General features: G+C 60.9%; 17 protein-coding genes and 1 tRNA gene. 10 read left to right on the forward strand and 8 right to left on the reverse strand.

Annotated elements, in window-relative coordinates; genetic code table 11:
- Positions 1-2: 2 nt before the first annotated feature.
- From PGB28_RS18350 to PGB28_RS18360, 3 genes are all read left to right on the forward strand, one after another.
- A complete protein-coding gene (locus PGB28_RS18350; RefSeq protein WP_271422987.1) occupies positions 3-1,421 on the forward strand; it encodes a dihydrolipoyl dehydrogenase family protein in 1,419 nt (472 codons plus the stop codon).
- 80 nt (positions 1,422-1,501) lie between these two features.
- On the forward strand, positions 1,502-2,881 hold the full coding sequence (locus tag PGB28_RS18355) for a sensor histidine kinase (RefSeq protein WP_271422988.1): 1,380 nt from the start codon (positions 1,502-1,504) through the stop codon (positions 2,879-2,881).
- Positions 2,882-2,939: 58 nt separating this feature from the next.
- A tRNA-Arg gene (locus PGB28_RS18360) sits at positions 2,940-3,016 on the forward strand.
- 202 nt (positions 3,017-3,218) lie between these two features.
- Here PGB28_RS18360 and iolG read toward each other — a convergent pair.
- Positions 3,219-4,226 (reverse strand): inositol 2-dehydrogenase, encoded by a 1,008-nt coding sequence (gene iolG / locus PGB28_RS18365; protein ID WP_271422989.1) that lies wholly within the window; start codon positions 4,224-4,226, stop codon positions 3,219-3,221.
- On the reverse strand, positions 4,226-5,827 hold the full coding sequence (locus tag PGB28_RS18370) for a GMC family oxidoreductase (protein ID WP_271422990.1): 1,602 nt from the start codon (positions 5,825-5,827) through the stop codon (positions 4,226-4,228). Before PGB28_RS18370 ends, iolG begins: the two co-directional genes overlap by 1 nt.
- Positions 5,828-5,986: 159 nt before the next feature.
- On the opposite strand from PGB28_RS18370, the gene PGB28_RS18375 reads away from it, so the two are divergent.
- The gene (locus PGB28_RS18375) at positions 5,987-7,690 is read left to right on the forward strand and encodes an ABC transporter substrate-binding protein (RefSeq protein WP_271422991.1); all 1,704 of its coding nucleotides are present in this window, start codon (positions 5,987-5,989) and stop codon (positions 7,688-7,690) included.
- 146 nt (positions 7,691-7,836) lie between these two features.
- The gene (locus tag PGB28_RS18380; protein ID WP_271422992.1) at positions 7,837-8,673 is read left to right on the forward strand and encodes a class I SAM-dependent methyltransferase; all 837 of its coding nucleotides are present in this window, start codon (positions 7,837-7,839) and stop codon (positions 8,671-8,673) included.
- Positions 8,674-9,002: 329 nt separating this feature from the next.
- Here PGB28_RS18380 and PGB28_RS18385 read toward each other — a convergent pair whose 3' ends face one another.
- Positions 9,003-9,992 carry a sugar ABC transporter substrate-binding protein gene (locus PGB28_RS18385; protein ID WP_271422993.1) on the reverse strand — a complete coding sequence of 330 codons (990 nt, stop codon included), beginning with the start codon at positions 9,990-9,992 and terminating at the stop codon, positions 9,003-9,005.
- Positions 9,993-10,256: 264 nt separating this feature from the next.
- Between PGB28_RS18385 and PGB28_RS18390 the strand changes: the two genes are divergently transcribed.
- Genes PGB28_RS18390 through PGB28_RS18405 form a run of 4 tightly spaced genes read left to right on the forward strand, consistent with a single transcriptional unit; the run spans position 10,257 to position 14,821 of the window.
- A complete protein-coding gene (locus tag PGB28_RS18390; RefSeq protein ID WP_271422994.1) occupies positions 10,257-11,210 on the forward strand; it encodes an ABC transporter permease in 954 nt (317 codons plus the stop codon).
- Positions 11,207-12,181, forward strand: coding sequence for an ABC transporter permease (locus tag PGB28_RS18395; protein WP_271422995.1), 975 nt, complete (start codon positions 11,207-11,209; stop codon positions 12,179-12,181). The genes PGB28_RS18390 and PGB28_RS18395 overlap by 4 nt, the downstream gene beginning before the upstream one ends.
- The gene (locus tag PGB28_RS18400) at positions 12,181-13,686 is read left to right on the forward strand and encodes a sugar ABC transporter ATP-binding protein (protein ID WP_271422996.1); all 1,506 of its coding nucleotides are present in this window, start codon (positions 12,181-12,183) and stop codon (positions 13,684-13,686) included. Before PGB28_RS18395 ends, PGB28_RS18400 begins: the two co-directional genes overlap by 1 nt.
- A 19-nt stretch (positions 13,687-13,705) precedes the next feature.
- A complete protein-coding gene (locus PGB28_RS18405) occupies positions 13,706-14,821 on the forward strand; it encodes a Gfo/Idh/MocA family protein (protein ID WP_271422997.1) in 1,116 nt (371 codons plus the stop codon).
- Between the two features lie 35 nt (positions 14,822-14,856).
- On the opposite strand, the gene PGB28_RS18410 is transcribed toward PGB28_RS18405, so the two are convergent.
- Genes PGB28_RS18410 through PGB28_RS18430 form a run of 5 tightly spaced genes read right to left on the reverse strand, consistent with a single transcriptional unit; the run spans position 14,857 to position 19,528 of the window.
- Positions 14,857-15,921: a LacI family DNA-binding transcriptional regulator gene (locus PGB28_RS18410; protein WP_271422998.1), complete on the reverse strand. Its 1,065-nt coding sequence runs from the start codon at positions 15,919-15,921 to the stop codon at positions 14,857-14,859.
- Positions 15,922-15,960: 39 nt separating this feature from the next.
- Positions 15,961-17,304, reverse strand: coding sequence for a TRAP transporter large permease (locus tag PGB28_RS18415; RefSeq protein ID WP_271422999.1), 1,344 nt, complete (start codon positions 17,302-17,304; stop codon positions 15,961-15,963).
- A gap of 35 nt (positions 17,305-17,339) precedes the next feature.
- Positions 17,340-17,897: a TRAP transporter small permease subunit gene (locus PGB28_RS18420; protein WP_271423000.1), complete on the reverse strand. Its 558-nt coding sequence runs from the start codon at positions 17,895-17,897 to the stop codon at positions 17,340-17,342.
- A complete protein-coding gene (locus tag PGB28_RS18425) occupies positions 17,894-18,994 on the reverse strand; it encodes a C4-dicarboxylate TRAP transporter substrate-binding protein (protein WP_271423001.1) in 1,101 nt (366 codons plus the stop codon). The genes PGB28_RS18420 and PGB28_RS18425 overlap by 4 nt, the downstream gene beginning before the upstream one ends.
- Positions 18,995-19,039: 45 nt before the next feature.
- On the reverse strand, positions 19,040-19,528 hold the full coding sequence (locus PGB28_RS18430; protein WP_271423002.1) for an OsmC family protein: 489 nt from the start codon (positions 19,526-19,528) through the stop codon (positions 19,040-19,042).
- 496 nt (positions 19,529-20,024) lie between these two features.
- On the opposite strand from PGB28_RS18430, the gene PGB28_RS18435 reads away from it, so the two are divergent.
- Positions 20,025-22,610 (forward strand): calcium-binding protein, encoded by a 2,586-nt coding sequence (locus PGB28_RS18435; RefSeq protein ID WP_271423003.1) that lies wholly within the window; start codon positions 20,025-20,027, stop codon positions 22,608-22,610.
- The last annotated feature ends 186 nt before the right edge of the window (positions 22,611-22,796 follow it).

Here is a 22,796-nt window from a genome sequence, read left to right on the forward strand (position 1 = left end):
GCATGGAGCGGATCAAGACGGATATTCTGGTCATTGGTGCCGGTTCCGGGGGCCTGTCAGTGGCTGCGGGTGCGGTTCAGATGGGGGCCGATGTGGTCCTTCTGGAAGGGCACAAGATGGGCGGGGATTGCCTGAACTTCGGCTGCGTGCCCTCCAAGGCTCTGATTGCCAGCGGCAAGGCGGCTTACGCTCAATCACACGCCAGCGCTTATGGCGTGGCCGATCACGTGCCTCAGGTGGATTATGCGGCGGCCAAGGATCATGTGGCCGATGTGATCGCCCAGATCGAACCGGTGGACAGTCAGGAGCGGTTCGAGGGCCTCGGTGTGCGGGTGATCCGGGACTACGGCCGATTCATTTCCGAAACCGAGGTGCAGGCGGGCGAGCATATCATCACCGCGCGCCGTATCGTGATCGCCACCGGCTCTTCACCGCTGGTGCCACCGATCCCGGGGCTGGACTCTGTGCCTTATGAGACCAATGAGACGGTTTTCGAGCTGCGTGATAAGCCAGATCACCTGCTGATCATCGGGGGCGGTCCTATCGGTATGGAGATGGCGCAGGCGCATCGCCGTCTGGGCTGTGACGTGACGGTGATCGAAGGGGCCAAGGCGCTGGGCAAGGATGATCCGGAGATGGCCGGGATTGTCCTCGAACAGATGCGCGCGGAATGTATCGAGATCGCGGAGGAGGCGCTGGCCGCCGAGATTCGCGGACAGGCCGGGGCCATCGAGGTGGAAACCAAGGATGGTCGCGTCTTCAAGGGCTCGCATTTGCTTATGGCGGTGGGGCGCAAGGCGAATATCGACAATTTGGACCTTGAGAAAGCCGGGGTCGAGACGCATCGGACGGGCATCACCGTGGATGACAGTCTGAAGACAACAAACAAGCGGGTTTACGCCATTGGCGACGTTGCGGGCGGGCTGCAATTCACCCATGTCGCCGGGTATCATGCGGGGATCATCATCCGCTCCGCTCTGTTTGGTCTGCCTGCGAAGGTTTCGAACGCACATATCCCCTGGGCCACCTATACCGCGCCGGAACTGGCGCAGGTGGGGCTGACCGAGGCAGAGGCGCGCGAGGCGCATGGTGACAGGCTGGAGGTGGTGCGCTTTGATTTCGAGCATAACGACCGGCTGATCGCCGAGCGTAAAACCGCGGGGCGGATCAAGGTCATGGTGGTCAAGGGACGGCCCGTGGGCGTGTCCATCGCCGGGCATCAGGCAGGGGAATTGATCAACCTGTGGTCACTGGTCATCGCCAACAAGCTCAAGATGAAGCACGTGGCGGCGATGGTGTCGCCCTATCCGACGGTGGGCGAGATCAACAAACGCGCGGCAGGGGCCTATTTCTCTCCCAGATTGTTTGATAATCAGATGGTTAAGCGCGTTGTCGGTTTTGTACAGCGCTGGATACGTTAACGCGTTTCGATATTTCGCAATTCCGGACGCAAAACCGCGATCCACTTTTGCTGGAATTGCTCCAAGGGGTAGGGCGGGCCATGCTCAATTCGCTGTCTGGGCGATTTCTGATCCTCACAACCGTCTTCGTGATGTTGGCGGAGGTGCTGGTCTTTGTGCCCTCGGTGGCCCGGTTCCGCGAAGATTACCTTCTGGGTCATCTGGAACGGGCGCAAATCGCGTCGCTGGCGCTTTTGGCCAATGACATGATCGACACCGATCTCGAAGAAGAGCTGTTGCGCAATGCGGGCGTCTACAACGTGGTGCTGCGCCGGGATGAGGCGCGGCAGTTGATCCTGTCCTCGCCCATGCCCCGGCCCATTGATGCCACCTTTGACCTGCGGGAGTCGCGGCCCCTTCCGTTAATCATGCATGCCATGCAGCGTCTTGCCGATCCGGAGCCCCGGATCATCCGTGTCATCGGAAACCCGCTGCGTGACGCAGGCCTGTTGATTGAAGTGTCGATGGAAACCGCGCCGCTGCGCATGGCGATGATCGATTACGGGCTGCGCATTCTGTTTCTCTCGGCCGTGATTTCGATTGCCACGGCGTTTCTGTTGTTCCTCGCAGTGCGTGTCTTCCTCGTGAAACCGATCAAGGGGGTCATCGGTCACATGATGGCCTATGCCGCCGCGCCCGAAGATGCACGCCGTATCATCCAGCCCTCGGCCGGTGTGCGCGAATTGCGCGAAGCGGAAGAAGCGCTGCAATCGCTGCAGACCGAACTGACCCACGCGCTGAAACAGAAAGAGCGGCTCGCGCAGTTGGGCGGGGCCGTGGCTCGGGTCAGCCATGACCTGCGCAACATCCTGACCTCGGCACAGCTGTTCACCGACCGGATCGAAATGTCCGAGGACCCGGCTGTGAAACGTCTCGCGCCCAAACTGGTCAGATCTATCACCCGCGCTGTGTCGCTCTGTGAAAGCACGCTGGCTTTTGGCCGGGCCGAGGAACCGGCGCCCAGCCTTACCCGTGTCTCGCTTGCCGAACTGGTCAGCGATGTGGTGGAAAGCGAACGGCTGACGGTGGGCGACCATGACCTGAGCTTTTCCGAGGACGTGCCCGCCACGCTTAGCGTCCGTGCTGACCCTGAACAATTGTACCGTGTGTTGTCCAACCTCGTGCGCAATGCACGTCAGGCCATCGTCAACACCGGCAAACCGGGCGAGATCAACGTCGCGGCGCAGGAAGAGGAAGATGTCTGGCGCATCCGCGTGACCGATACCGGTCCCGGCCTGCCGCCCAAGGCGCGTGAGCATCTGTTCCAGCCGTTTCAGGGCGGTGCACGCAAGGGCGGCAGCGGTCTTGGGCTTGCCATCGCTGCCGAACTGATCCGTGGTCATGGCGGCACGGTGATGCTCATCGACAGCTCCGAGGCGGGCACGATATTCGAGATTTGCCTGCCGCGCGGTGATCTTTGAAAATTCTCGCATTTCACTCTTGCAAAGGTCGGGCGGCTTCCGTAAACCCCGGCTCCACGGACCGATAGCTCAGCTGGATAGAGTACCTGACTACGAATCAGGGGGTCGGGGGTTCGAATCCTCCTCGGTCCGCCACCTTCCCCCACAAAAGACGACAGGCAAGGCGGGTTTCGGCGCGGGACGCGCCGCTTTGGCGTCACGGGATTGCAGCGCCGTCACAATTTCCAGATGGTTACGGTGGATGTCTTGGTCACGCGCGGACCGCCGCCATTCCCGGCATGTGTGATCACTTCGACGGTCTTGGCAAATACAGGCCGCTCAGATCTCCGAATTCCCGCTATGCGAATTCTGGTGCCACGGCGCGACCGGTTCGCGCCGACTCGGCACAGGCCAGCGCGATGGCAAGCGCAGCGTGCCCGTCCTCGGCCGTCGCTGATGGCGCGCGGTTGCCGGTTACCGCCGCGTGGAATTCGTCGAGCGCGTTGTAGAAAGACTGATCATAGCGTTCGAGAAAGAAATGCTTGAGCGGTTCGCGTGCGACGGTGCGGGCCTTGTCCCAGCGCACCAGATTGTCGTCACGGTGATTCAGCGTCTGCACCATGCCACCGTCGCCAAAGGCCTCCAACCGCTGGTCGAATCCGTAGGCACAGGCGCGGGAGTTGTTGATATGGACCAGCGCGCCCGAGGGCATCTTGAGCGTGGTCATGGTCATGTCGAAATCGCCCTCGGCACCTATCTGTGGATCAAACATGCAGGAGCCGGCGGCCATGACCTCGACCGGGCGCTCACCTGCGATCCAGCACAAGAGGTCGATATCGTGGATCGTGGCGTCGACGAAATAGCCACCCGAGGCGCGGACATACTCGATGGGCGGCGGGCTGGGTTCGCGTGACCAGCTCATCAGCATATTGAGCCGCCCGATTTCGCCGCGTTTCACCGCTTCTCGCAACGCCGCATTGTCCGGATCAAAGCGCCGGTTGAAGCCCAGCATGAAGGGCACGGGATGGTCGCGCAACGCGGCCATCGCCCGATCGACGCGGCTGAGCGACTGATCCAGCGGCTTTTCGCAATAGATCGGCTTGCCCGCCCGCGCCGCCGCCTCGATATAATCGACATGGGTGTCGGTCGGCGTGGCGATGACCACCGCGTCCACGGCCGGATCGGCCAGTACCGCATCCAGATCGTCCATCGCGCGCCCGCCATAGAGATCGGCGGCCTTGGTGGCGGACGCGATGCGCGGGTTATAGATCACCTCAAGGCGCAGCCCGGGATGGGCGTTGATCTTGGGTCCGTAGACATGGGCCATGCGGCCGGTGCCCATCAGGGCAATTCCAAGCGTCTGCATCAGGCGTGCTCCCTTGCGTCTTCGAGGATCAGCGCGGCGGCCTTTTCTCCGATCATGATCGAGGCGGCATTGGTGTTGCCGGTGACGATGCGCGGCATGATCGAGGCATCGGCCACCCGCAGCCCGTCGATACCATGCACCCGCAGGCGCGGATCGACCACCGCATCCTCGCCCACACCCATCTTGCAGGTCCCGACCGGGTGCAGCAAGGACAGGCCATTGGCGCGGCAATAGGCGAGCAATTCGGCGTCGGACTGAACGTCCTTGCCCGGTGACAGCTCATACTCCACGCAATCGGACATCGGCTTGGTCGCCGCGATCTTGCGACCGAATTGCAGCCCCGCGATGGCGGCGCGCTGGTCGGCTTCGTCGGCGAAGAAATTAAACTGGATCTCCGGCTTGTCGCTGGGAGCCGGGCCGGAGATCCTGACATGCCCGCGGGAGTTCGGACGCATGTGTTCGGCAAGAATGGTAAAGCCCGAGAACGGGTGGGGTTTCAGTTGCTCATCGGTGCACCACGCCATGAAGGTGACCATCATGTCGGGTCGGTCAATTTCCGGGCCGGAGCAGATGAAGGTATTGGAATAATTGCCATTATCGGCAAAAGGTCCGGTGCGGAAAATCAGGTGCCGCAAGAGCTGCAGCCCGCCCTTGAGCTTGTTGTTGTAGAGGTCGTTGACCGTGGAATGCACGGTGGAGCGATACTCGGCCCCGATGCCGAAATGATCCTGCAGGTTCTCGCCCACGCCGGGCAGCTCGTGGCTCACCTCGATACCATGTTGGCGGAGCAGCGCGCCGGGCCCGATGCCGGAGATTTGCAAAAGCTGCGGCGAGTTGAAGGTGCCACCGCTCAGGATGATCTCGCGCCGGGCGCGGGCCTCATGGCTGCCGCGCCGATCGGTCCAGCGTACACCGGAGGCGCGCTTGCCCTCCAGTGTGATGCGCTCGACCATGGCATTCAGCTTCAGGTCGATATTGCGTTTCGCGGGACCGCGCAGATAGCCCGCCGCGGTGCTCCAGCGCAGGCCCTTTTTGGTTGTGGTCTGGACATAGCCCGTGCCTTCCTGCTGCGCGCCGTTGAAATCGTCATTGCGCGGCACGCCAAGCGCCTCAGAGGCGGCATGGAACGCCTCACCCAATTCATGTTCGGTACGGATATCCGAGACCGCCACCGGGCCGCCGGTGCCGTGGAATTCATTGGCACCGCGCTCCTGATCCTCGCAGGATTTGAAATAGGGCAGCACACCGTCCCAGCCCCAGCCGGTGCAGCCCGCCGCTTCCCAGCCGTCGAAATCCTGCGGTTGGCCGCGCATGTAGATCATGCCGTTGATCGCGCCGGTTCCGCCCAGTACCTTGCCACGCGGCTGGAACAGGCGGCGATTGTTCAGATGTGGCTCCGGCGCGCTTTCATAGCACCAGTTGACCGATGGGTTGGCATAGAGCATCGAATAGCCCAGCGGGATATGGATGAAGGGGTTGCGGTCCTTTCCACCGGCTTCCAGAAGCAGCACCGATTGCCCGGCCTCGGCCAGGCGGCCGGCCACGGCGCAGCCGGCCGACCCCGCACCAATCACGATATAGTCGTACTCCGAATGCGCCATTGTCTCCTCCCCGGATATGTCTTGTTTCAGAGGGTTGCATGACGGGGCCTTGTTGCTGAACACGCGAAATGTCAGATTTGGACGAACCGCGTCTGGTTTGCCCGTGCGGCTTTGAAATCATGTGCTGGACCAGCCCGACGGACCACAGGAGATGCCCCGATGACGCGCGAGGAACTGTTGCGAATCCTCACCTTTGTGGAATCGAACCGCGACATATCCGAAAAGCGGACCAGCCTTGCCACGGTGGACCCGCGCTGGAACATCGTGGCCTATGCGATGCGGCGGCATCTCGAGGGCAAGCTGCTGACCGTGACCTCGGCGGCATCGGCGGCCGATGTGCCCTATGGTACGGCGATGCGGCGGATTACCGAGCTGATCGACGAGGGATTGCTGCACAAGCGGCCAAAATCGCGGTCTGGCAAAAGCTTTTCGCTGCATCCCACCCGCAAGCTGATCGCGGAGTTCGAAAGCTTTGCCATGCAACTCAAGGCGATGGTCGGCAATACATTCGGTTTCACCACCGGCGATAGCGAGATGGGCGATTTCTATTTCGGGGGCTATTACATGGCCTCGCGCACCTTGCCCTATCCCAGCGCCATGCGGCAGGGGGTGGGGGTGGACCGGACCTTCCGGATTCTCAGCCCCATCGATCCCACCTTCAAGACGCTAAGCGAGTTTTCGTCCAATCTGGACGAGTTATGCGGGACCAATATCGAAATCGTCAACCTGCCGCTGGATGAGCTGCATGGCGAGATCATGAGCAATGCCGGGCGGCAGATATCCAAATATGACCTGATGGCTGTCGATCTGCCGTGGATTGGCCAACTGGCCACCGAAGGCGTGATCGAACCGTTGGACGAGGTCATGCGGGAAGAGCGCTATAACCCATCGGATTTTCATAACGCGGCGTACAAGGGATCGTCCTGGAACGGCAGCCAGTACGGGTTACCAATCCAGCCGACGGCGGAATTGCTGTTCTGCCGCGCCGACCTGTTTGCCGAGGCCGGGCTGTCCTGTCCGACATCCACCGATGAGTTGTTGCTGGCGGCGCGGGTGCTGCACCGCTCAGGCTTCAACATGTCCGGCATCGTGATGAATTTCGGACGCGGTACGCCGATGGCCCATACCTTCATGCAGACGCTGGCGGATTTTGGTCAGCCGATCATCAACCTTGATCCGCTGGGCGATGAATTCAACGTGGCCGAGATCGAGGGGGAAAACTACCGTCCACTGCTGGATACCGATGCCGCGCGGGAGGCGGCGGAGTTCCTGCTGGAACTGGCGGAGTTTTCCCACAAGGACAGCCTGAGCTGCAATTGGGACCGGCGAATCGGGATTTTTTCGCGCGGCGAGGCGGCGATGACCTATGGCTGGAGCATTCGCGCTGCCGCTTTTGAGCTGAACGAAAACTCGCCCGCCCATGGCAACGTGAAATTCGTGCCGCATCCGCATGGCCCCGGCGCGCGCACGGTGTCACCCATCGGGGGGTTTTCGCTGTCGGTGCCTGCGGGGTTGAGCGCGGAACGCAAGAAAGCATCGTGGAAGGTCATGGAATACCTGACCCGGCCCGAAATGCTCAAGTGGTATGTGCTGAACGGCAACCTCACCAGCCCGCGTTTTTCCACCAGCGCTGACCCCGAGGTGCAGGCCAGTTCCTCGCTGATCAGCGAAGTGGATGCCATGGAGCGACGCGGTGAATTGCAGACATGGCCCCGCCCGCCAATCCCGGAATTCAGCGAGTTGCTGAGCGTTCTGGGGGACGAGATCCACATGATGCTGCAAGGGGCGATTTCCGTCGAAGACGCGCTTGGCCGGTCTCAGAACAGGATCGACGCGCTGATGCGTGAGCGGGGGCATTACTAAGGCGTGGAGACCGGGTGCTCCGGCGAAAGGAACCGACTGCGGCGACCATCACCCGCGCGCTTTGTGCTATGCTGGGGGAGAAGGGGCGTCTGGAGAGCTGTTCCTCCACCGCCCAGGCTGCTCGTGGATCTGTAGTGAGGCGCCCCATGTCGCAAGACCTGAATGACGACGGCTATGTTCTGTCGCGAACGCCGCGAGAATACGAGCGCCTCCGTGTTCAGGCAGAACGCTGGGCCCCCTTCACAGATCAGGTACTTGCCCGCGCGGGGCTCGGATCGGGGATGTCCGTGCTCGATGCGGGTTGCGGGCCAGGTGAGGTGATGCGTTTGATGGGGCGCAGGGTCGGGCAAGATGGCGTTGTCACGGGCGTCGATATCGACCCGGAAGTGGGCGCCTACGGTTTGAAGAGGCTGCAAGGGGAAGAGGCCTGCAATTTCAACTTCCACACAGCTGACCTGTTGTCGGGCGAGACCGTCCCCGGTGCCCCGTTCGACATGGTGTTCTGCCGGTTCCTGCTGATTCACATGGATGATCCGATTGCAATGGTGCGGCGGCTCGCGGCTCTGACCCGGCCGGGTGGTGTATTGGTTGCCATGGACTACGTGATTGCGGCGGCACTGGTCGCGCCGCCCGATCCTGTGCTCGTGCGCGGCATCGAGATCATGAATCTGACCCTGGCTGCGGCTGGTCGGTCGTTGGACGCGGGCGCTCGTCTCGCGAGCTGGTTTCGCGAGGCTGGATTACCGATGCCGCACGGAACGGATTTGCATGGCAAAATGGTCGTCACCTACCCGGATTTGCAGCTTGCAGAAGGGGTAGCGGGATTCGGCCCCAAAGCCGTTCGACTCGGGGTGGCGACCGAGGAAGAAATCGCCGCGCTACCAGATCGCATTCGAGCGGTGGCGGCGCGGGGCGAGCATTGTTACCACAGCCCGACTGTGGGTGCGGCATGGACGTGGGTCGGGAATCCGGCTACCGCTTGATCATCGAGACGGTCCAGAAAAACATGCATGGATCGCGATGTGGCCCGTGGATTTCCTTCCGGTGAGTTGAGCACGAATAGTGATTGATTAGATGCCGGTTCCCCGGCTGCATCCAGGTCGTTTCGAAGCCGTGGAATGCCTGCCAAAGGCATCGTGCGCATGTCTGGTTGGAGCTCTGCCCGGACAATGTGCCCCACACGGAACAAAGGCCGAAGGCCGCCGCGCCAAAGCACGGTTTTGCACTTCGACTCAAACAGAGCTTTCCGCCAATCAGAAACGCCCCCGCAGTCTCCTGCGGGGGCGCTTGTTGCACCAATTAAAGCCCGTGCTTACCAGGACGGACGTTCAAACTCGTCAACGTTCTCCGGCAGCACCTTGGGTGTTTCGATGCCTTGCAGCGCAGGGACGTCGATCCCGTTGGCGACCTTGATCGCGGTCTGGATCGCAAGGATCGCGTCATCGACCGGGGATTGCTTGTTCGAACCGGAATGCCATCCGGCCTTCATCGCGTCCCAGCCTTCGCCGAACTGGTTACAGGTCACGACCTTGACCTCGCCCGGTTCCTTGCCGGCGCCTTGCAGCGCGGAGATCACGCCAAGCCCCATGCCATCGTCAAAGGCATAGACGCCGTCGATCTGGTCGCCGAACTGGGTGAGGAAGGTTTCCATCACAGTCTGCGCTTTCTCGCGGTTCCATTCTGCGGTCTGGCTGGCCAGAATGGTGATCCCGGGATAGCTGTCCGCCATCTTGTCGAGGAAGCAGTTCTTGCGCAGGATCGACACGCTGTAGCCGGGCGTGCCTTCGACCACCACGATATTGCCCTCGCCGCCAAGCGCGTCGCCCAGCATTTCCGCCGATTGTTCGGCTTGCGCGCAATCATCGGGGCCAGTGTGACCAACGATATAGCGGCGGCCCGCCTCGCCGATGGGCGAGTTCGAGGTGATCACCGGGATGCCCGCGCGCGATGCGTTGCGAATCGCCGGGATCAGCGCGTTCTGCGAGGTCGGCCAGACCACAAGCGCATCGGGGTTTTGCGACGCCATGTCCTGAATCTGGTCGAATTGTACGGCCGGATCGCCCTGCGGGTCCATCACGGTCGCCTGGATGCCCAGTTCCTTGGTATAGGCCTCAGCCGTTTCGGCATATTTCGCCTGATAGGCGTTGGAGCCGGGATAAAGCACGGTGATGCCGATACGGGTCTCGGACAGCGGCTTTTTCAGCTCACCGCCCAGCCAGTCCGGTGCATCCTCGGCGCTCGCAAAGCCTGCGGCGCAGGCAACAGCGGTCGCAAGGGCCAGTGCTGTTGTAAATTTGTTCATGTGTTCCTCCTCTGGACGCTGCCATTCCTCCTCAGTGCACGCCCCGTTGGCAGCGTTTCGGGGTGCTTGCCCTGACTGTTCGGCAGAAGGAGGGCGCGCTCAATTGCTGAAATGTCCAAATCTGATTTTCCGGCATTTGCGCCCGGGGCCTTTGTCGGGGAGCTGTTCGGGGCAACGGAATGGGTAAAGATTCATTTTGGACATAACCGCAGTTTTTCGGACCCCGGACGCTGCCTATCGTCGCTGTAGGGAGGAAATTTTCACATGGGACAGACGATCAACGGCGTCTTGCGCCGACATGGGCTAATACTGGCCTTTCTGGTGTTTCTGGGAGGGGTCGCGCTGAACGCAGACGCCTTTCTGACACCGGGGAATATTCTCGATGTGCTCAGGCAGGTGTCGATCACCGGCATGATGGCACTGGGGGTCACTTTTGTGGTGCTGACCGGGCGGCTCGACCTGTCCGTCGGCTCGCTTCTGACATTGCTCACGGTCATCGTGGTCGATCAGCACAATATCGCGGGGCCGTTTCCGGCGATTGTCATGACCTTGCTGGTGGGGGTCGCCGTGGGCGCCTTCAACGGGTTGCTCGTTGGGTTTGTCGGGCTGAACGCGCTGATCGTGACTTTGGCAATGTTATCATTTTTACAAGGGCTTGTGCTGTTTTACTCGGGCGGATCGAACGTCAATGTCGCCAATGCGCAGGAGACCTGGTTCGGGGTGTTCGGACGCGGCGATTTCCTTGGTCTTCCGGTGCCTGTGATCCTGTTTCTTGTGGGGGCCGTGATCGCCGGGCTGGTGCTGCAATTCACCACCTTTGGGCGGCGCGTCTACGGCGTGGGCGGCAATGAAACCGCCAGCATCTTTTCCGGGATCGACGCACGCTGGACCGTGTTTTGGACCTATGTCGTGTCCGGTTTCACCACAGGGGTGGCCGCGGTCATCATGGGCAGCCGGGTCATGGGGGCGCAGAACACCATCGGGCAGGGTTATGAACTGACCGTTCTGGCCGGGGTTATCCTTGGCGGGACTTCGCTTCTGGGCGGGTCTGGCAGCATCTGGCGGACGGTGATCGGCATCTCGATGTTGGGTTTCATCCAAAACGGACTGCTGCTGCTTGGTTTTCCCTATTACGTGCAATGGCTCGTCACATGGGCCGTCATCATCATCGCCGTCTGGATTGATCTGGGCGCCAAGCGCGGGAGGATCTTCGCATGAGCCTTGCAACCGAATCTCAGACCGGATCGCCGCTGCAAAGCGTGCTGGGCTGGCTGCTTCGCAACCATATCTGGGTGTTTCTCGCCCTCACCGTGGTCGTGTTTTCGCTCGCCAGCCCCTATTTCCTGACCGTTAACAATATCGGCAATATCCTGACCCAAGGCGCGTTCATCGGCATTCTTGCCATCGGAATGACCCTGGTGATGATCGACGGCGAGATCGACCTCTCGGTCGGCGCCATCCTCGCGCTGGCCTCGGCCCTGGCCATCGGGTTGCAGGATCACATGGGCGTCTGGCCCGCCGTGTTCCTTGGCCTGATGTCCGGCGCGGCGCTGGGCTTCGTCAACGGCACGCTGGTGGCGCTGTCGGGCATGCATTCCTTCATCGTCACGCTGGGTGGGCTCATCGGCATTCGCGGTCTGGTCTTTGTCTATAGCGGGGAAAACGCGCTGATGGTGCAGGACTTCAGCTATACCGAGATCCCCGAAATCTACATTGGCCCGATCTCGCTTACCGCGATGCTGTTCCTTGCGCTGGCGCTGTTCTTTCAATGGGTACTGTCGAGCACCCGCCACGGGCGCGAAACCTATGCGGTGGGCGACAATATCGAGGCCGCGCATGATGCGGGCATCAATGTCAAACGCCACAAGATCATCAATTTCACCATCTGCGGCACGCTGGCGGCGGTCTGTGGCATCCTGTTGTCGATGCGGCTTGGCACGGCCGAGCCCAACGCGGGCAAGATCTGGGAGCTTTGGACGATCATCGCCGTGGTGCTGGGCGGCACGCGTCTGCAGGGCGGGTTCGGCAGCATGTGGATGACCATTGGCGGCGTGCTGACGCTGGCGGTTCTACGCAACGGTCTGCGGCTGCTCAATACGCCCAACTATGTCGAGCTGATGGTGATGGGCGGGGTGCTCGTGCTGGCGCTCGTTCTGGACAAGCTGTTGAACCACAAGGGGGACACGTGATGGATGACGTCATTCTCAAGGTCGAAGGCATCACCAAGACATTTCCGGGCGTGAAGGCGCTGGACAATGTCAGCTTTGACATCCGCCCCGGCGAGGTTCACGCGTTGGTGGGCGAAAACGGCGCCGGGAAATCCACCCTGATGAAGGCGCTGGCCGGGCTGCACAAACCCGATAGCGGGCAGATCGTCTATCAGGGCGCGCCGACCGAGGTCACCGGCCCGCTGGACGCGCGACAAAAGGGGATTTTGTTGATCCACCAGGAATTGTCGCTGTCGCCGGAACTGTCGGTGGCCGAGAATATCTATCTTGGTGCATGGCCCACGAATCGTTTTGGCGTGCTGAAGAAACGCGAATTGCGCCGCAACGCGTCCAAGGCGCTGGAGGCGCTGGGATGTGGCTTTGGCCCGGATGTGCGCGTGGGCACCCTGTCGGTTGCCATGCAGCAGATGGTCGAAATCGCCCGCGCCGAGGCGTTCAGCGCCAATGTGGTGATCTTTGATGAACCCACGGCGTCGCTGACCGACACGGAAAAGGATCAGCTTTTCCACACCATTCGGGGCCTCAAGGCACGCGGCGTGGGCATCGTCTATATCAGCCACAAGATGGACGAGATTTTCGACATCACCGACCGCATCACCGTGCTGCGCGATGGGCAGGTTCAGGGCACGGTGGATACAGCCGACACCGACCTGAACCAGGTCACGCGCATGATGATCGGGCGGACGCTGGACACGTTCTTCGTCAAGGCCAAAGCCGAGTTCGGGGAAGAGGTGCTGCGGGTCGAGGAACTGAGCAAGTCCGGGCTGTTCCAGGATGTCAGCTTTTCGGTGCGCGAAGGCGAGGTGCTTGGGCTTTACGGGCTTGTGGGCGCGGGGCGTTCCGAGGTGGTTGAAACCGTCTTTGGCGTGCGCCGTGCCGATGGCGGCAAGATCTTTTGGAAGGGCGGCGACATCGCCCTGCCGACGCCGCGCCAATCCATTGATATGGGCATGGCGCTGGTCCCGGAAAGCCGCAAGGAACAGGGGCTGGTGCTGATGATGGGCGGGCGCGAAAACACCTCGCTGCCGCATCTCAGCCTGTTCTCGGAGCTGTCGGTGATGAACCGGCCCAAGGAACTGGCCACGTTTGAGAAATACCGCTCGGCGCTGTCGATCAAGACCACTGGCCCGGATCAGGCGGTGTCGCAGCTGTCGGGCGGCAACCAGCAGAAATTCGTGCTGGCCAAATGGCTTTGCGCCGATCCCAAGCTGATCATCCTTGATGAGCCGACACGCGGGATCGACGTGGGGTCGAAATCGGCGATTCACGAATTGATCGCCGATCTGGCCGAACGGGGTCTGGCGGTGATCGTGATCTCTTCGGAGATGCCCGAGGTGCTGGGCGTCAGCCACCGGGTGCTGGCCATGTCCGAAGGTGCGGTCGTGGCCGAATTCGAAGGCGATGACATGACCGAGGAAAACCTGATCGACGCGGTGTCCCATCACCGTGGCGAGGCAGCGGCATGACAAGGCGGAGGACAGAGCAATGAATAAACCGGAGATTGGAATCGGACTGGTCGGATCGGGCTTCATGGGGCGCTGCCACGCGAATGCGTTCCGCGCGGTCTCGGGGCTTTTCGACGTGCCGGGAGAGCCACGGCTGGAGATGCTTGCCGATGCCAGTGACGATCTGGCGGCGCGCGCCGCGCAGGCGCTGGGCTTTGCGCGGGGCACCGGGGATTGGCAGGCGCTGGTGGCGGATGACGCGGTCGATATCGTTGCCATCACCGCGCCCAACGTGCTGCATGCCCCCATCGCCCACGCGGCGATCAAAGCGGGCAAGACGGTCTATTGCGAGAAACCGCTCTCCACCACCGCTGCGCTGGCGCTTGAGATGACCGAGGCCGCCGAGGCGGCGGGTGTCGTCACGCTGGTGGGCTTCAACTTCCTGCGCAACCCGATGATCAAGCTCGCGCGCGAGATCATCGCCAGCGGTGACATCGGCGAGGTGACCGGCTTTCGCGGGCGGCACGCGGAAAACTACATGGCCGACCCGGATGTGCCGCATTCCTTCCGCACCGACCCGCGGGGTGGTGGGGCGCTGGCCGATATCGGCAGCCATATCATCTCGATGGCGCGCTACCTGCTTGGCCCCATGGCCGAGGTGCAGGCCGATTGCCGGACGATCCATGCCACACGGCCCACGGCCCCCGGCGCGACCGAGCGTGCCCCGGTCGAGGTCGATGACATGACCCATGCGCTGATCCGGTTTGAGAGCGGGGTGAGCGGCAGTCTTGAGGCCAACTGGGCGGCGACGGCGCGCACAATGGACCTGTCGTGGGAAATCACCGGCACCAAGGGGGCGCTGGCCTTCAGCCAGGAGCAGATGAACGAATTGCAGCTCTGGTCCGGAACTGCAGGGCGCAGCGGTTATACCCGGATCGAGGCGGGCCCGGCGCATCCCCCTTACGGCGCGTTTTGCCCGGCACCGGGGCATCATCTGGGCTTCAATGACCTGAAGGTCATTGAGGTGGCCGAGCTGTTGGCGGCGCATGCGGGCGGACCGGCCTGTACGCCCGACTTCCGCGAAGCCTATGAGGTGCAAAGTACCGTCGAAGCGATGCAAAAGTCCAACGCGTCCCGGGGCTGGATTTCGCTTTGATAATGGCATTGGCGGATTTACCGCCAATGCCGGCCTCAGCCCTGCGGATGCACTCCCTGCAACGAGCCACGCAGGATCACTTCGGGTTTGAAGCGTTGCGTCCGGGCGGGCAGCTCCGGGTTTGCCAGGTATTCCAGCATCATCTCTCCCGCGGCCTTGCCGATCTTGTCCAAATGCATATGCACCGTGGATAGCGGCGGATTGATCATGTCCATCAGCGGGATGTCGTTATAGCCCGATATCGAAATATCCCACGGTACATCCAGCCCGGATAGCCGACAGGCGCGGATCGCACCGATCGCGACAAGGTCGTTCACACAGATGATCACCCCGGGCGGCTCTGTGGCAGCATCGAGGAGGGATTTGGTGGCCCGTTCCCCTTCTTCAGTGGACATGCGGCTGACCCGGGCGATCCGGTGTTCGGGCAAATCCAGCCCATGTTTGCGCATGGCGGATTGCACCCCCTGCCAGCGTTCCTGTGCCGTAGAAAGATCCTGCGGTGCGATGATGGCTGCAATGTCGCGATGGCCCGCGTCGATGATGTGGGATGTCAGGGCTTCCATGCCCCGGAAGCAATCGTTCATCACGGCGGGCGTCGTCCCGCTTTCTGTCTGGCGAAGCACAGAAACAAGCGGAATGCCGAGCTGTACGCACCGTTCCACGGCAGGGTCTTTCAACCGCGTGGTAGCAAGGAAAATGCCATCGACAAGCCGCGCCGCCATTCGGTTAACAAGGTCGAGCTCCGCATCCGCGCCGTAGCCCGTATTCCCGACCAGAACCGCATAGCCGTCCGGCGACAGGACGGATTCGATGCCGCTCAGGATCGGCGGGTAGATCGGGTCATTCATGTCATGCACGATCAGCCCGATGGAGCGGGTGGACTGGGTGCGGAGGCTGGAGGCCACGGCATTGGGTTGGTAGCCCAGTTCGCGCGCAACGGCCCGGACCCGTTCGGCCACATCATCCGAGATGCGGCCCTTGAAACCCGGTCGCAACACGCGCGACACGGTGGAATAGTGCACCCCCGCCGCCGTGGCGACATCCGCAAGCTTGACCCGCCGCGCCCGTTTGTGAGTTGCGGATTTGGGTGGATTGGACATGCGGCGGTCTCACGGGTGTCTGATAGGTCTGTTTGTGTGTTACAGCCATTGATTGATGTAGACCAGATGCGGCCATGCCGTGATCAGGGCCAACACAAAGATCATCATGAGCGCAAAGGGAATGGCCCCCATGAACACGTCGCCCAGCGTGATGCGGGGATCGTCGATGCATCCCTTGATCACGAAACAGGCAATGCCCAGCGGTGGCGTCAGCAAGCCCACCTCGACGGCGATCACGGTCAGGATACCGAACCAGATAGGATCGGCCTGAAAGCCCTGCATCACCGGCAGGAAGAGCGGCACCATGATCAGGATGATCGACACGGAGTCGATGATCGTACCCAGCAGCAGGACCACCAGCACATAGATCAGCACCACCAGCAGGAATTGATCCGTCGCGGTGCGCACCAGTCCGCCGATCTCCATCGGCACACCGGCCAATGCCAGCGAGCGCGAATACATTGTGGCCGCGATGATCAGGAAACAGATCGAGGCGGTGATATGGCCGGTTTCCAAGAGCACTTTCCAGAACTCTTTCAGGTTCAGCTTGCGGCGCACCACCGCCAGCACCAGCGCGCAGATCGCGCCCACGGCACCCGCCTCGGTGGGCGTGAAGATGCCGCCATAGATGCCGCCCAGCACGATCAGGACGAGGCCCAGGAGCGGCAGGAACTTGATCAGGATCTGCGACAGGCTGTGAGTGTCGCGCGGGTCGCTGTTGGCGATCGTCTCGGGGTCGGAGAACCGGCCCGTGGTGTCATAGACAAATCCCGGCATGAAATAAGCCATGCCGATGATGCCGATGCAGTAGACGCTGGACAGGATAATGCCCGGGCCGATCCCGGCAAAGAACATCATGCCGATGGATTGCTCGGTCAGGATGGCATAGACGATCAGCAGGATGCTGGGCGGGATCAGCATGCCCAGCACCGAAGAGCCCGCCACCGTACCCACGGCAAAGCGCGGGGAGTAGCCCAGCCGCAGCATTTCCGGCACCGCCACCCGTGTGAACACCGCCGCCGAGGCGATGGAGACCCCAGTGACCGCGGCGAACACGGCGTTCGATCCGACCGTGGCCAGCCCAAGACCGCCCCGGATGCGGCGCAGGAAATAATCGCCCACATCATAGGCATCGCGCCCCACATCGGAGGCGCTCATGATCAACCCCATCAGCACGAAAAGCGGGATCACGGCAAAGGTCTGATCCGCGATGCCATCTGCGGCAGCAAGCGTTAGCAGCTTCATCGCCAGCGTCAGACTGTCTTTCTGCAAGGCCACGGAAAGAAAGGACACGACGCTGAGCGCGATGCCCACATGCATCCCGGAATAGATCAGCAGGACAATGATCCCGACGGACAGAAGGCCGATTTCGAGCCCGGTCATTTCATTTCTCCAATGGCGTTCAGAGGGTCAGGCGATCAAGCCGCGCGCAAGGCGCGTGCGTTGCGAAAGGCGAGGACGAGAAACTGCAAAGAAGCGGCAGTGGCCCCGAGGAGCATGATGCCCTCAAGCGGCCAGGTCGGTGCGGTGAAGATGCCGACATTGCCCTTGTAGTAACCGCGGCTCCAGGCGTCGATCAGCCTTGGAAGCTGACCATAGGCGATGATCGCCAGAATGACGGAACCGGCCAGGTTGAAGAGCATGCGAAGCATCTGGTTCACCCGTTCGCCATGGCGGCGCACAAGGAAATTCAGGAAGGTGTCCGACCGGGTCAGCCGTTTGACGCGGATCGTATGGGCCAGTTGCAGATAGACCACCGCCACGATGCCCATCTCGGTCAGTTCCAGCGTCCCGGCAAGCGGGGAATCGGCCAGCCAGCGGCCGAAGACGTCGATATTCACGATGATCATCATGCCCAGCACGATCAGCGCGCCGACCGCATCCATCCCCACCACCAGAGGCGTCAGCCCCGGCGTCGAGGGGCCGTGCGAAGGGGCTGGCGCCCCTCCGCTGTTCATGTCGTCCAACTCGCTCACTGTTCGTCCCACTGACGTGCGACCGGCTGGTTCGCGTCGCGCATGGCCTGCATGTATTCGCTCAGGATCTCCTGTGCGGGCACACCATTGGCCTCAAGGCTGGCGACCCATTCCTGTGCAAGGTTGGGCAGGGTCGCGGCCCATTCGGAGCGTTCCTGCGGGTCGATCTCGACTACGCTGCCGCCATTGGCGACAAAGGTGTCACGTGCCTGGCTGCCCAGTTCGGCGGCGAAGTTGCCGATATCCACGCCGTATTGCTTGGCGGCGGCGATCATCGCCTCCTGCACTTCTTCGGGGAAGCTGTCCCAGGCCTGTTGGTTGGCGTTGATCACATAGGAGTTCACGCCGCCCAAGTTGGCGTTGAAGTAGTTGCCGCAGACCTCATAGAACTTGAGCGACACGACGGCCTCACCCCAGACCAGCATCGCATCAACCACACCGGTTTCGACCAGCTGGTAGAAATTGCCGAGGCTGCCGGTGACGCCGGTGGCGCCGGCCGGTTCGATCCAGCGCAGGTTCGGCCCCGCGCCCGCGACCTTGAGCCCGTCAATATCGCTGAGCGAATTGATCGGCTCGGCGGAGCACAGAATGTAGTTGTCGGGAATACCGCTGGCCGAGAGCGTGACCTGGTTCAGGTTGGTCCAGGTGTCGCGGAACGCGGGGTATTTATCGACAAGCCCGTCCACGACTTCGTGGATCAGCACCAGGTCGGTGGTGGTGAAGGGTGTAACATAGCCGATCTGATAGACCGGCAGCTTGTCAGCGTGGAACGCGGTGGGGATCACACCCATATCCGCAAGGCCGGTCTCGATCGCCTCAAGCTCGCCCGCGGGTTTGGCCAGCGTGCCGGAAAAGGCCTCTTGCCAGTTGATCTTGTAATTGCCGGTCTCTGCCAGGCGGGCATCGACATTGGGCATGAAGCTTTCCTTGAGCATCTTCACGGCGGCCACGGCGGGCGAGAAACCGGAGACGATGCTCACATCGATTTCCTCTTGCGCCATGGCGGGCGATGCAAGGCTCAGTCCCGCCGCAACGAGTGTTGCAGCCAGACCTTTGAAAGCCCTTGATGATTTTCCGTGTTGAATAGTTTGCGTCATACTTTCCTCCCTAGGTGAAAACGCGATGTTCCGGTGACTGCCCTGTCAGGGCCTTGGCGCCTCGGCGCCGTTCACCGTCAGATGGTGGGTAATCTCGTTGGCCTGGCTCAGCGTTTGCTCGACGAAACAGCCCCGTCGTGCTGCGCCAACCAGTTCGCTGACCCGCGCCGGGTCCGCGCCGGACGTCACATCGACGTCGATCTCAAATCCCACCGGCTTGCCCTGATAGGGGCCAACGGGGTCTGGGTGCGCCTCCCAACGCGCGCGGCAGGTGACCTTGACGTCCTCGACATCGACCTTCAGCCGTTTGGCAAAGACCCGGATTTGCGTCATCAGGCAGCCGACCAATCCGGTCAGGAAGAACTCCAGCGGAGTGGGTGCTGTATCCTCGCCGCCTTGGAACTTGCCCTCATCCGTAGCCAACATGCGCTGGACCTGAAAAGGTTCGTGTGCAGTCAGGCTCACCTCGTTCCGCAGCTTGCCGACGCAAACGCCTTCGGCCGAAAAATGAACATTGAAAAGGGCGTCAGTCACAGGCGTCTCCCCGTCGCTTCATAACTTGCACAAACGTTTGCGCAAAGCTGCAAAGATTGAAAGAGCAAAGTTATCCAACTTGGACATCGGCCGCGCCGCCCGTGCGTCAAAGCGGCCACGCATCTATCCAATCCGCTGATTTGGTTTGATTAAGTCCTTTGGACTCAATGCGCGGCCAACGCGCGGTCACTGTTCGGTCCGGATGCCTGATAAGCTTATGGTATTTCCTTTATTTGGCAGTTCTCCCATTGATTGAATTTGATGCCATTTCCCTCACAAATGTTCGACAATTCGGAAAACCCGGATATAGTGAGCTACGCGTGATCGATCCGCATATTGCCTGATACAGCATTACTGTGAACAGGAACGACCAAGATAACTGGGAATGAATCGATCGTCGAAATGAGCAGCCGGCATAATCTCTGGCCGGTCAACACATCCCGGGTGGGTTTTCCGGGGAGACGGCTTTGCGCTATATAAGATGGGGGACATTGAAATGGCTGTGATCAATCATAATATTCTTTTGGACGGTGTGACCGACTTTACTGATCTGCACGGAAATATCGTTAGCTGGGGCGGGGGCAACTATCTCCTGGGCGGGAGCATAGATGAACCGAACCCGGGGGACACCACTACAGTGAATGTCACGATGAGCGGTTCCAATTGGGGAATCGAGGTGATCCAGTTCGGATCGGATGTGGATTTCACAAATTTTGCAGATGCGAACGGGGACCTCGGTCGAGAAATCACGTCCTTGGTGTTGGGTCAGAACTCTGATGTCGATCTAATTTCCACCCGGATCGCGCATATCTCGACGGCCTCGAACTCGGGGACGCATGATGTGTCCCTTGGCTCACAAGACACCAGAACCGTAGACCTTCGGGGCAGCACGAACATCCTGACGACCGATACGGGATGGGTCCGGGATATTCGCACCCGCGGTGATGACACGGTCAATATCGGGTCCGGTGGTGCACGGTCTATCGATGTTGGCGACGGGAACAATGTCATCAATGTGGACGGCGGATATGTCGATCTTTTGACGAGTAGGGGAACCGCCGGTCAAAATAACGTTACGCTGATGAACAGCGCGGGCATTCGTACCTTGTCGCTGCACCAATCGACCAATACGATCACTCTCCACGACGACAGCCGGATCAATTATTTCCAGACGAGTGAAAGCACCAATACCGTGACCACGGATGCAAGGTGGTTCGGTTTCTATGATTCATGGAACGCCGACAACACGGTCAATATCGGCAGCGGCGGTGCGGGCACGCTGCATTTCTTCTCCGATCAGGCGCAGACGCAAACCATCACTGCGTCCGGGCATATTGAGAACATTCAGGTTGGCAATCTGAACACGGTCAACCTGACGCTTGGTGCAAATGGTGCCGGTTCGGTGCGTTTGGGAAATGCTCATGACACTGTGACCACGGGTGGCGGTGGGGTCGCCCTGATCGAAACGCGTGGCGGCAATGATACCGTGACCATCGGTTCGGGCGGTGCGGGTGCCGTATGGCTTGGGCATGGCAACGATGCGCTGACGGTCGCAGGCGGTTCGTATGTCAATTTTGTTCAGGGCTTCAGCGGCCAGAACAATGTCGATATTCTTGACACGTCCGAGATCGGCGAACTGCGGGTGAATGATTCAGTCAATATCATCAACCTGTTTGCCGACAGCCGGTTGCAGTATTTCAAGACGAATGACAGCACCAATACGCTGACCACGAATAACGGCTTTCTGGAATCGCTGCATTCCTGGAATTCCGACAATACGATCACCATCGGAGCAGGTGGTGCCGGCCAGATGAGCTTTGCTTCGGACACCGCGCGGACCCAGACGATCAATGCTATCGGCCACATCAATTCGGTATTTGTGTTTGATAACCAGGCGACCAATCTGACCTATGGCGCAAATGGTGGCGGGGTCGCCCGGTTGGGTGAGCTTGCCGATACGGTGACCACCGGCGCGGGCTTTATCGACGCCATCATCACGCGCGGCGGCAATGATACCGTCACCATCGGCTCTGGCGGCGCGAATGCCCTTCTGACGGGTGATGGTGAGGACACCATCACCACCGGTTCAGGTTTCGTCGATCTGATCGCGGGCGGCAACGACAATGACACCATCAACGTCGGAACCGGCGGGGCGATCAACGTGCGCGGCGGCAATGGCAATGACAATGTCAATGTGTCGGAGTTGAGCGGCGGCGGCATGACCATGTATGGCGGCTCTGGCATCGACAGCCTGGGTTTCGGCGCCTTCAATTCCGGGGTGACCTTTTCTCTGAACACATCCGACTGGCAGATGCCGATCGGGACGTTCGGCATGTTGCAGCACAGCTTCGAGAATCTCTCGGGCACGCGTTTCGCTGATGATCTGACCGGCAGCGATGAGGACAACGTGATCAACGGGCTGGGCGGTTTTGACACGATTGTCGGGCTTGATGGCGATGACGAGTTGAATGGTGGCAATGGCTGGGACCAAATCTTCGGCGGCAACGGTAATGACACGCTGAATGGCGACGCCGGTCTTGATACCCTGATTGGCGGTGCAGGTGAGGATCTCATCAACGGTGGCATCGGGGCAGACAGCCTTGTCGGCGGTGCCAATAACGACACTCTTAACGGCGAAAGTGGCTTTGACACTATTGTCGGCGGTGACGGGGCCGATGTGATGAACGGCGGCAATGGCTATGACCTTATGAATGGCGGCGGCGGGAATGACACGATCATCGGCGGCGCTGGTCACGACACTTTGCTGGGCGCGGCGGGCGATGACCGGATCGAGGGTGGCTTTGGCGCTGAAATCATCAATGGCGGCACTGGAAACGACACGCTGAATGGCGGCGTCGGGCCGGATACTTTTATCTTTGGCGCGAATTCCGGGACCGACAATATCGAGGATTTCCAGGATGGTATGGATATCCTGCGGATTGCCGACCATAGCGGCGGTTTTGCGGGCCTGACCATCAATGATGTTGGTGGCGACCTGGAAATCGTACATGACGGCGGCACGATCATCCTTGATGGGTTGGCCGGAACAGTTCTGACCAGCGCAGATTTCGATTTCGTCTGAGCTTTCTGCGCCCGGGTCATCCTGGGCGCGTCTTTTGCTGGCTGGGGCAGGGGGAAGAGGTGGGATGACGCGCTTCCGTCTGGCCTTGACGTCGCAAGGCAAGTTGGCGAGTGCTGAAAAACTTGCGTGTCTGCCTAATTTTTGGTCATCCCGGCGCGGGACTCAACAGGCGCTGCGCGTGTCTGC

Source organism: Primorskyibacter aestuariivivens (assembly GCF_028023675.1).
GTDB classification, from domain to species: Bacteria; Pseudomonadota; Alphaproteobacteria; order Rhodobacterales; family Rhodobacteraceae; genus Marinovum; species Marinovum aestuariivivens.

Bases quoted from the DNA above. Each gene is read 5' to 3' on its own strand.
- PGB28_RS18405 (WP_271422997.1), top strand. From the start codon at position 13,706: ATGAATAAACCGGAGATTGGAATCGGACTGGTCGGATCGGGCTTCATG.
- PGB28_RS18390 (WP_271422994.1), top strand. From the start codon at position 10,257: ATGGGACAGACGATCAACGGCGTCTTGCGCCGACATGGGCTAATACTG.
- PGB28_RS18400 (WP_271422996.1), top strand. From the start codon at position 12,181: ATGGATGACGTCATTCTCAAGGTCGAAGGCATCACCAAGACATTTCCG.
- iolG (WP_271422989.1), bottom strand. From the start codon at position 4,226: ATGCAGACGCTTGGAATTGCCCTGATGGGCACCGGCCGCATGGCCCAT.
- PGB28_RS18375 (WP_271422991.1), top strand. From the start codon at position 5,987: ATGACGCGCGAGGAACTGTTGCGAATCCTCACCTTTGTGGAATCGAAC.
- PGB28_RS18370 (WP_271422990.1), bottom strand. From the start codon at position 5,827: ATGGCGCATTCGGAGTACGACTATATCGTGATTGGTGCGGGGTCGGCC.
- PGB28_RS18415 (WP_271422999.1), bottom strand. From the start codon at position 17,304: ATGACCGGGCTCGAAATCGGCCTTCTGTCCGTCGGGATCATTGTCCTG.
- PGB28_RS18380 (WP_271422992.1), top strand. From the start codon at position 7,837: ATGTCGCAAGACCTGAATGACGACGGCTATGTTCTGTCGCGAACGCCG.
- PGB28_RS18410 (WP_271422998.1), bottom strand. From the start codon at position 15,921: ATGTCCAATCCACCCAAATCCGCAACTCACAAACGGGCGCGGCGGGTC.
- PGB28_RS18350 (WP_271422987.1), top strand. From the start codon at position 3: ATGGAGCGGATCAAGACGGATATTCTGGTCATTGGTGCCGGTTCCGGG.
- PGB28_RS18355 (WP_271422988.1), top strand. From the start codon at position 1,502: ATGCTCAATTCGCTGTCTGGGCGATTTCTGATCCTCACAACCGTCTTC.
- PGB28_RS18435 (WP_271423003.1), top strand. From the start codon at position 20,025: ATGGCTGTGATCAATCATAATATTCTTTTGGACGGTGTGACCGACTTT.
- PGB28_RS18425 (WP_271423001.1), bottom strand. From the start codon at position 18,994: ATGACGCAAACTATTCAACACGGAAAATCATCAAGGGCTTTCAAAGGT.
- PGB28_RS18395 (WP_271422995.1), top strand. From the start codon at position 11,207: ATGAGCCTTGCAACCGAATCTCAGACCGGATCGCCGCTGCAAAGCGTG.
- PGB28_RS18385 (WP_271422993.1), bottom strand. From the start codon at position 9,992: ATGAACAAATTTACAACAGCACTGGCCCTTGCGACCGCTGTTGCCTGC.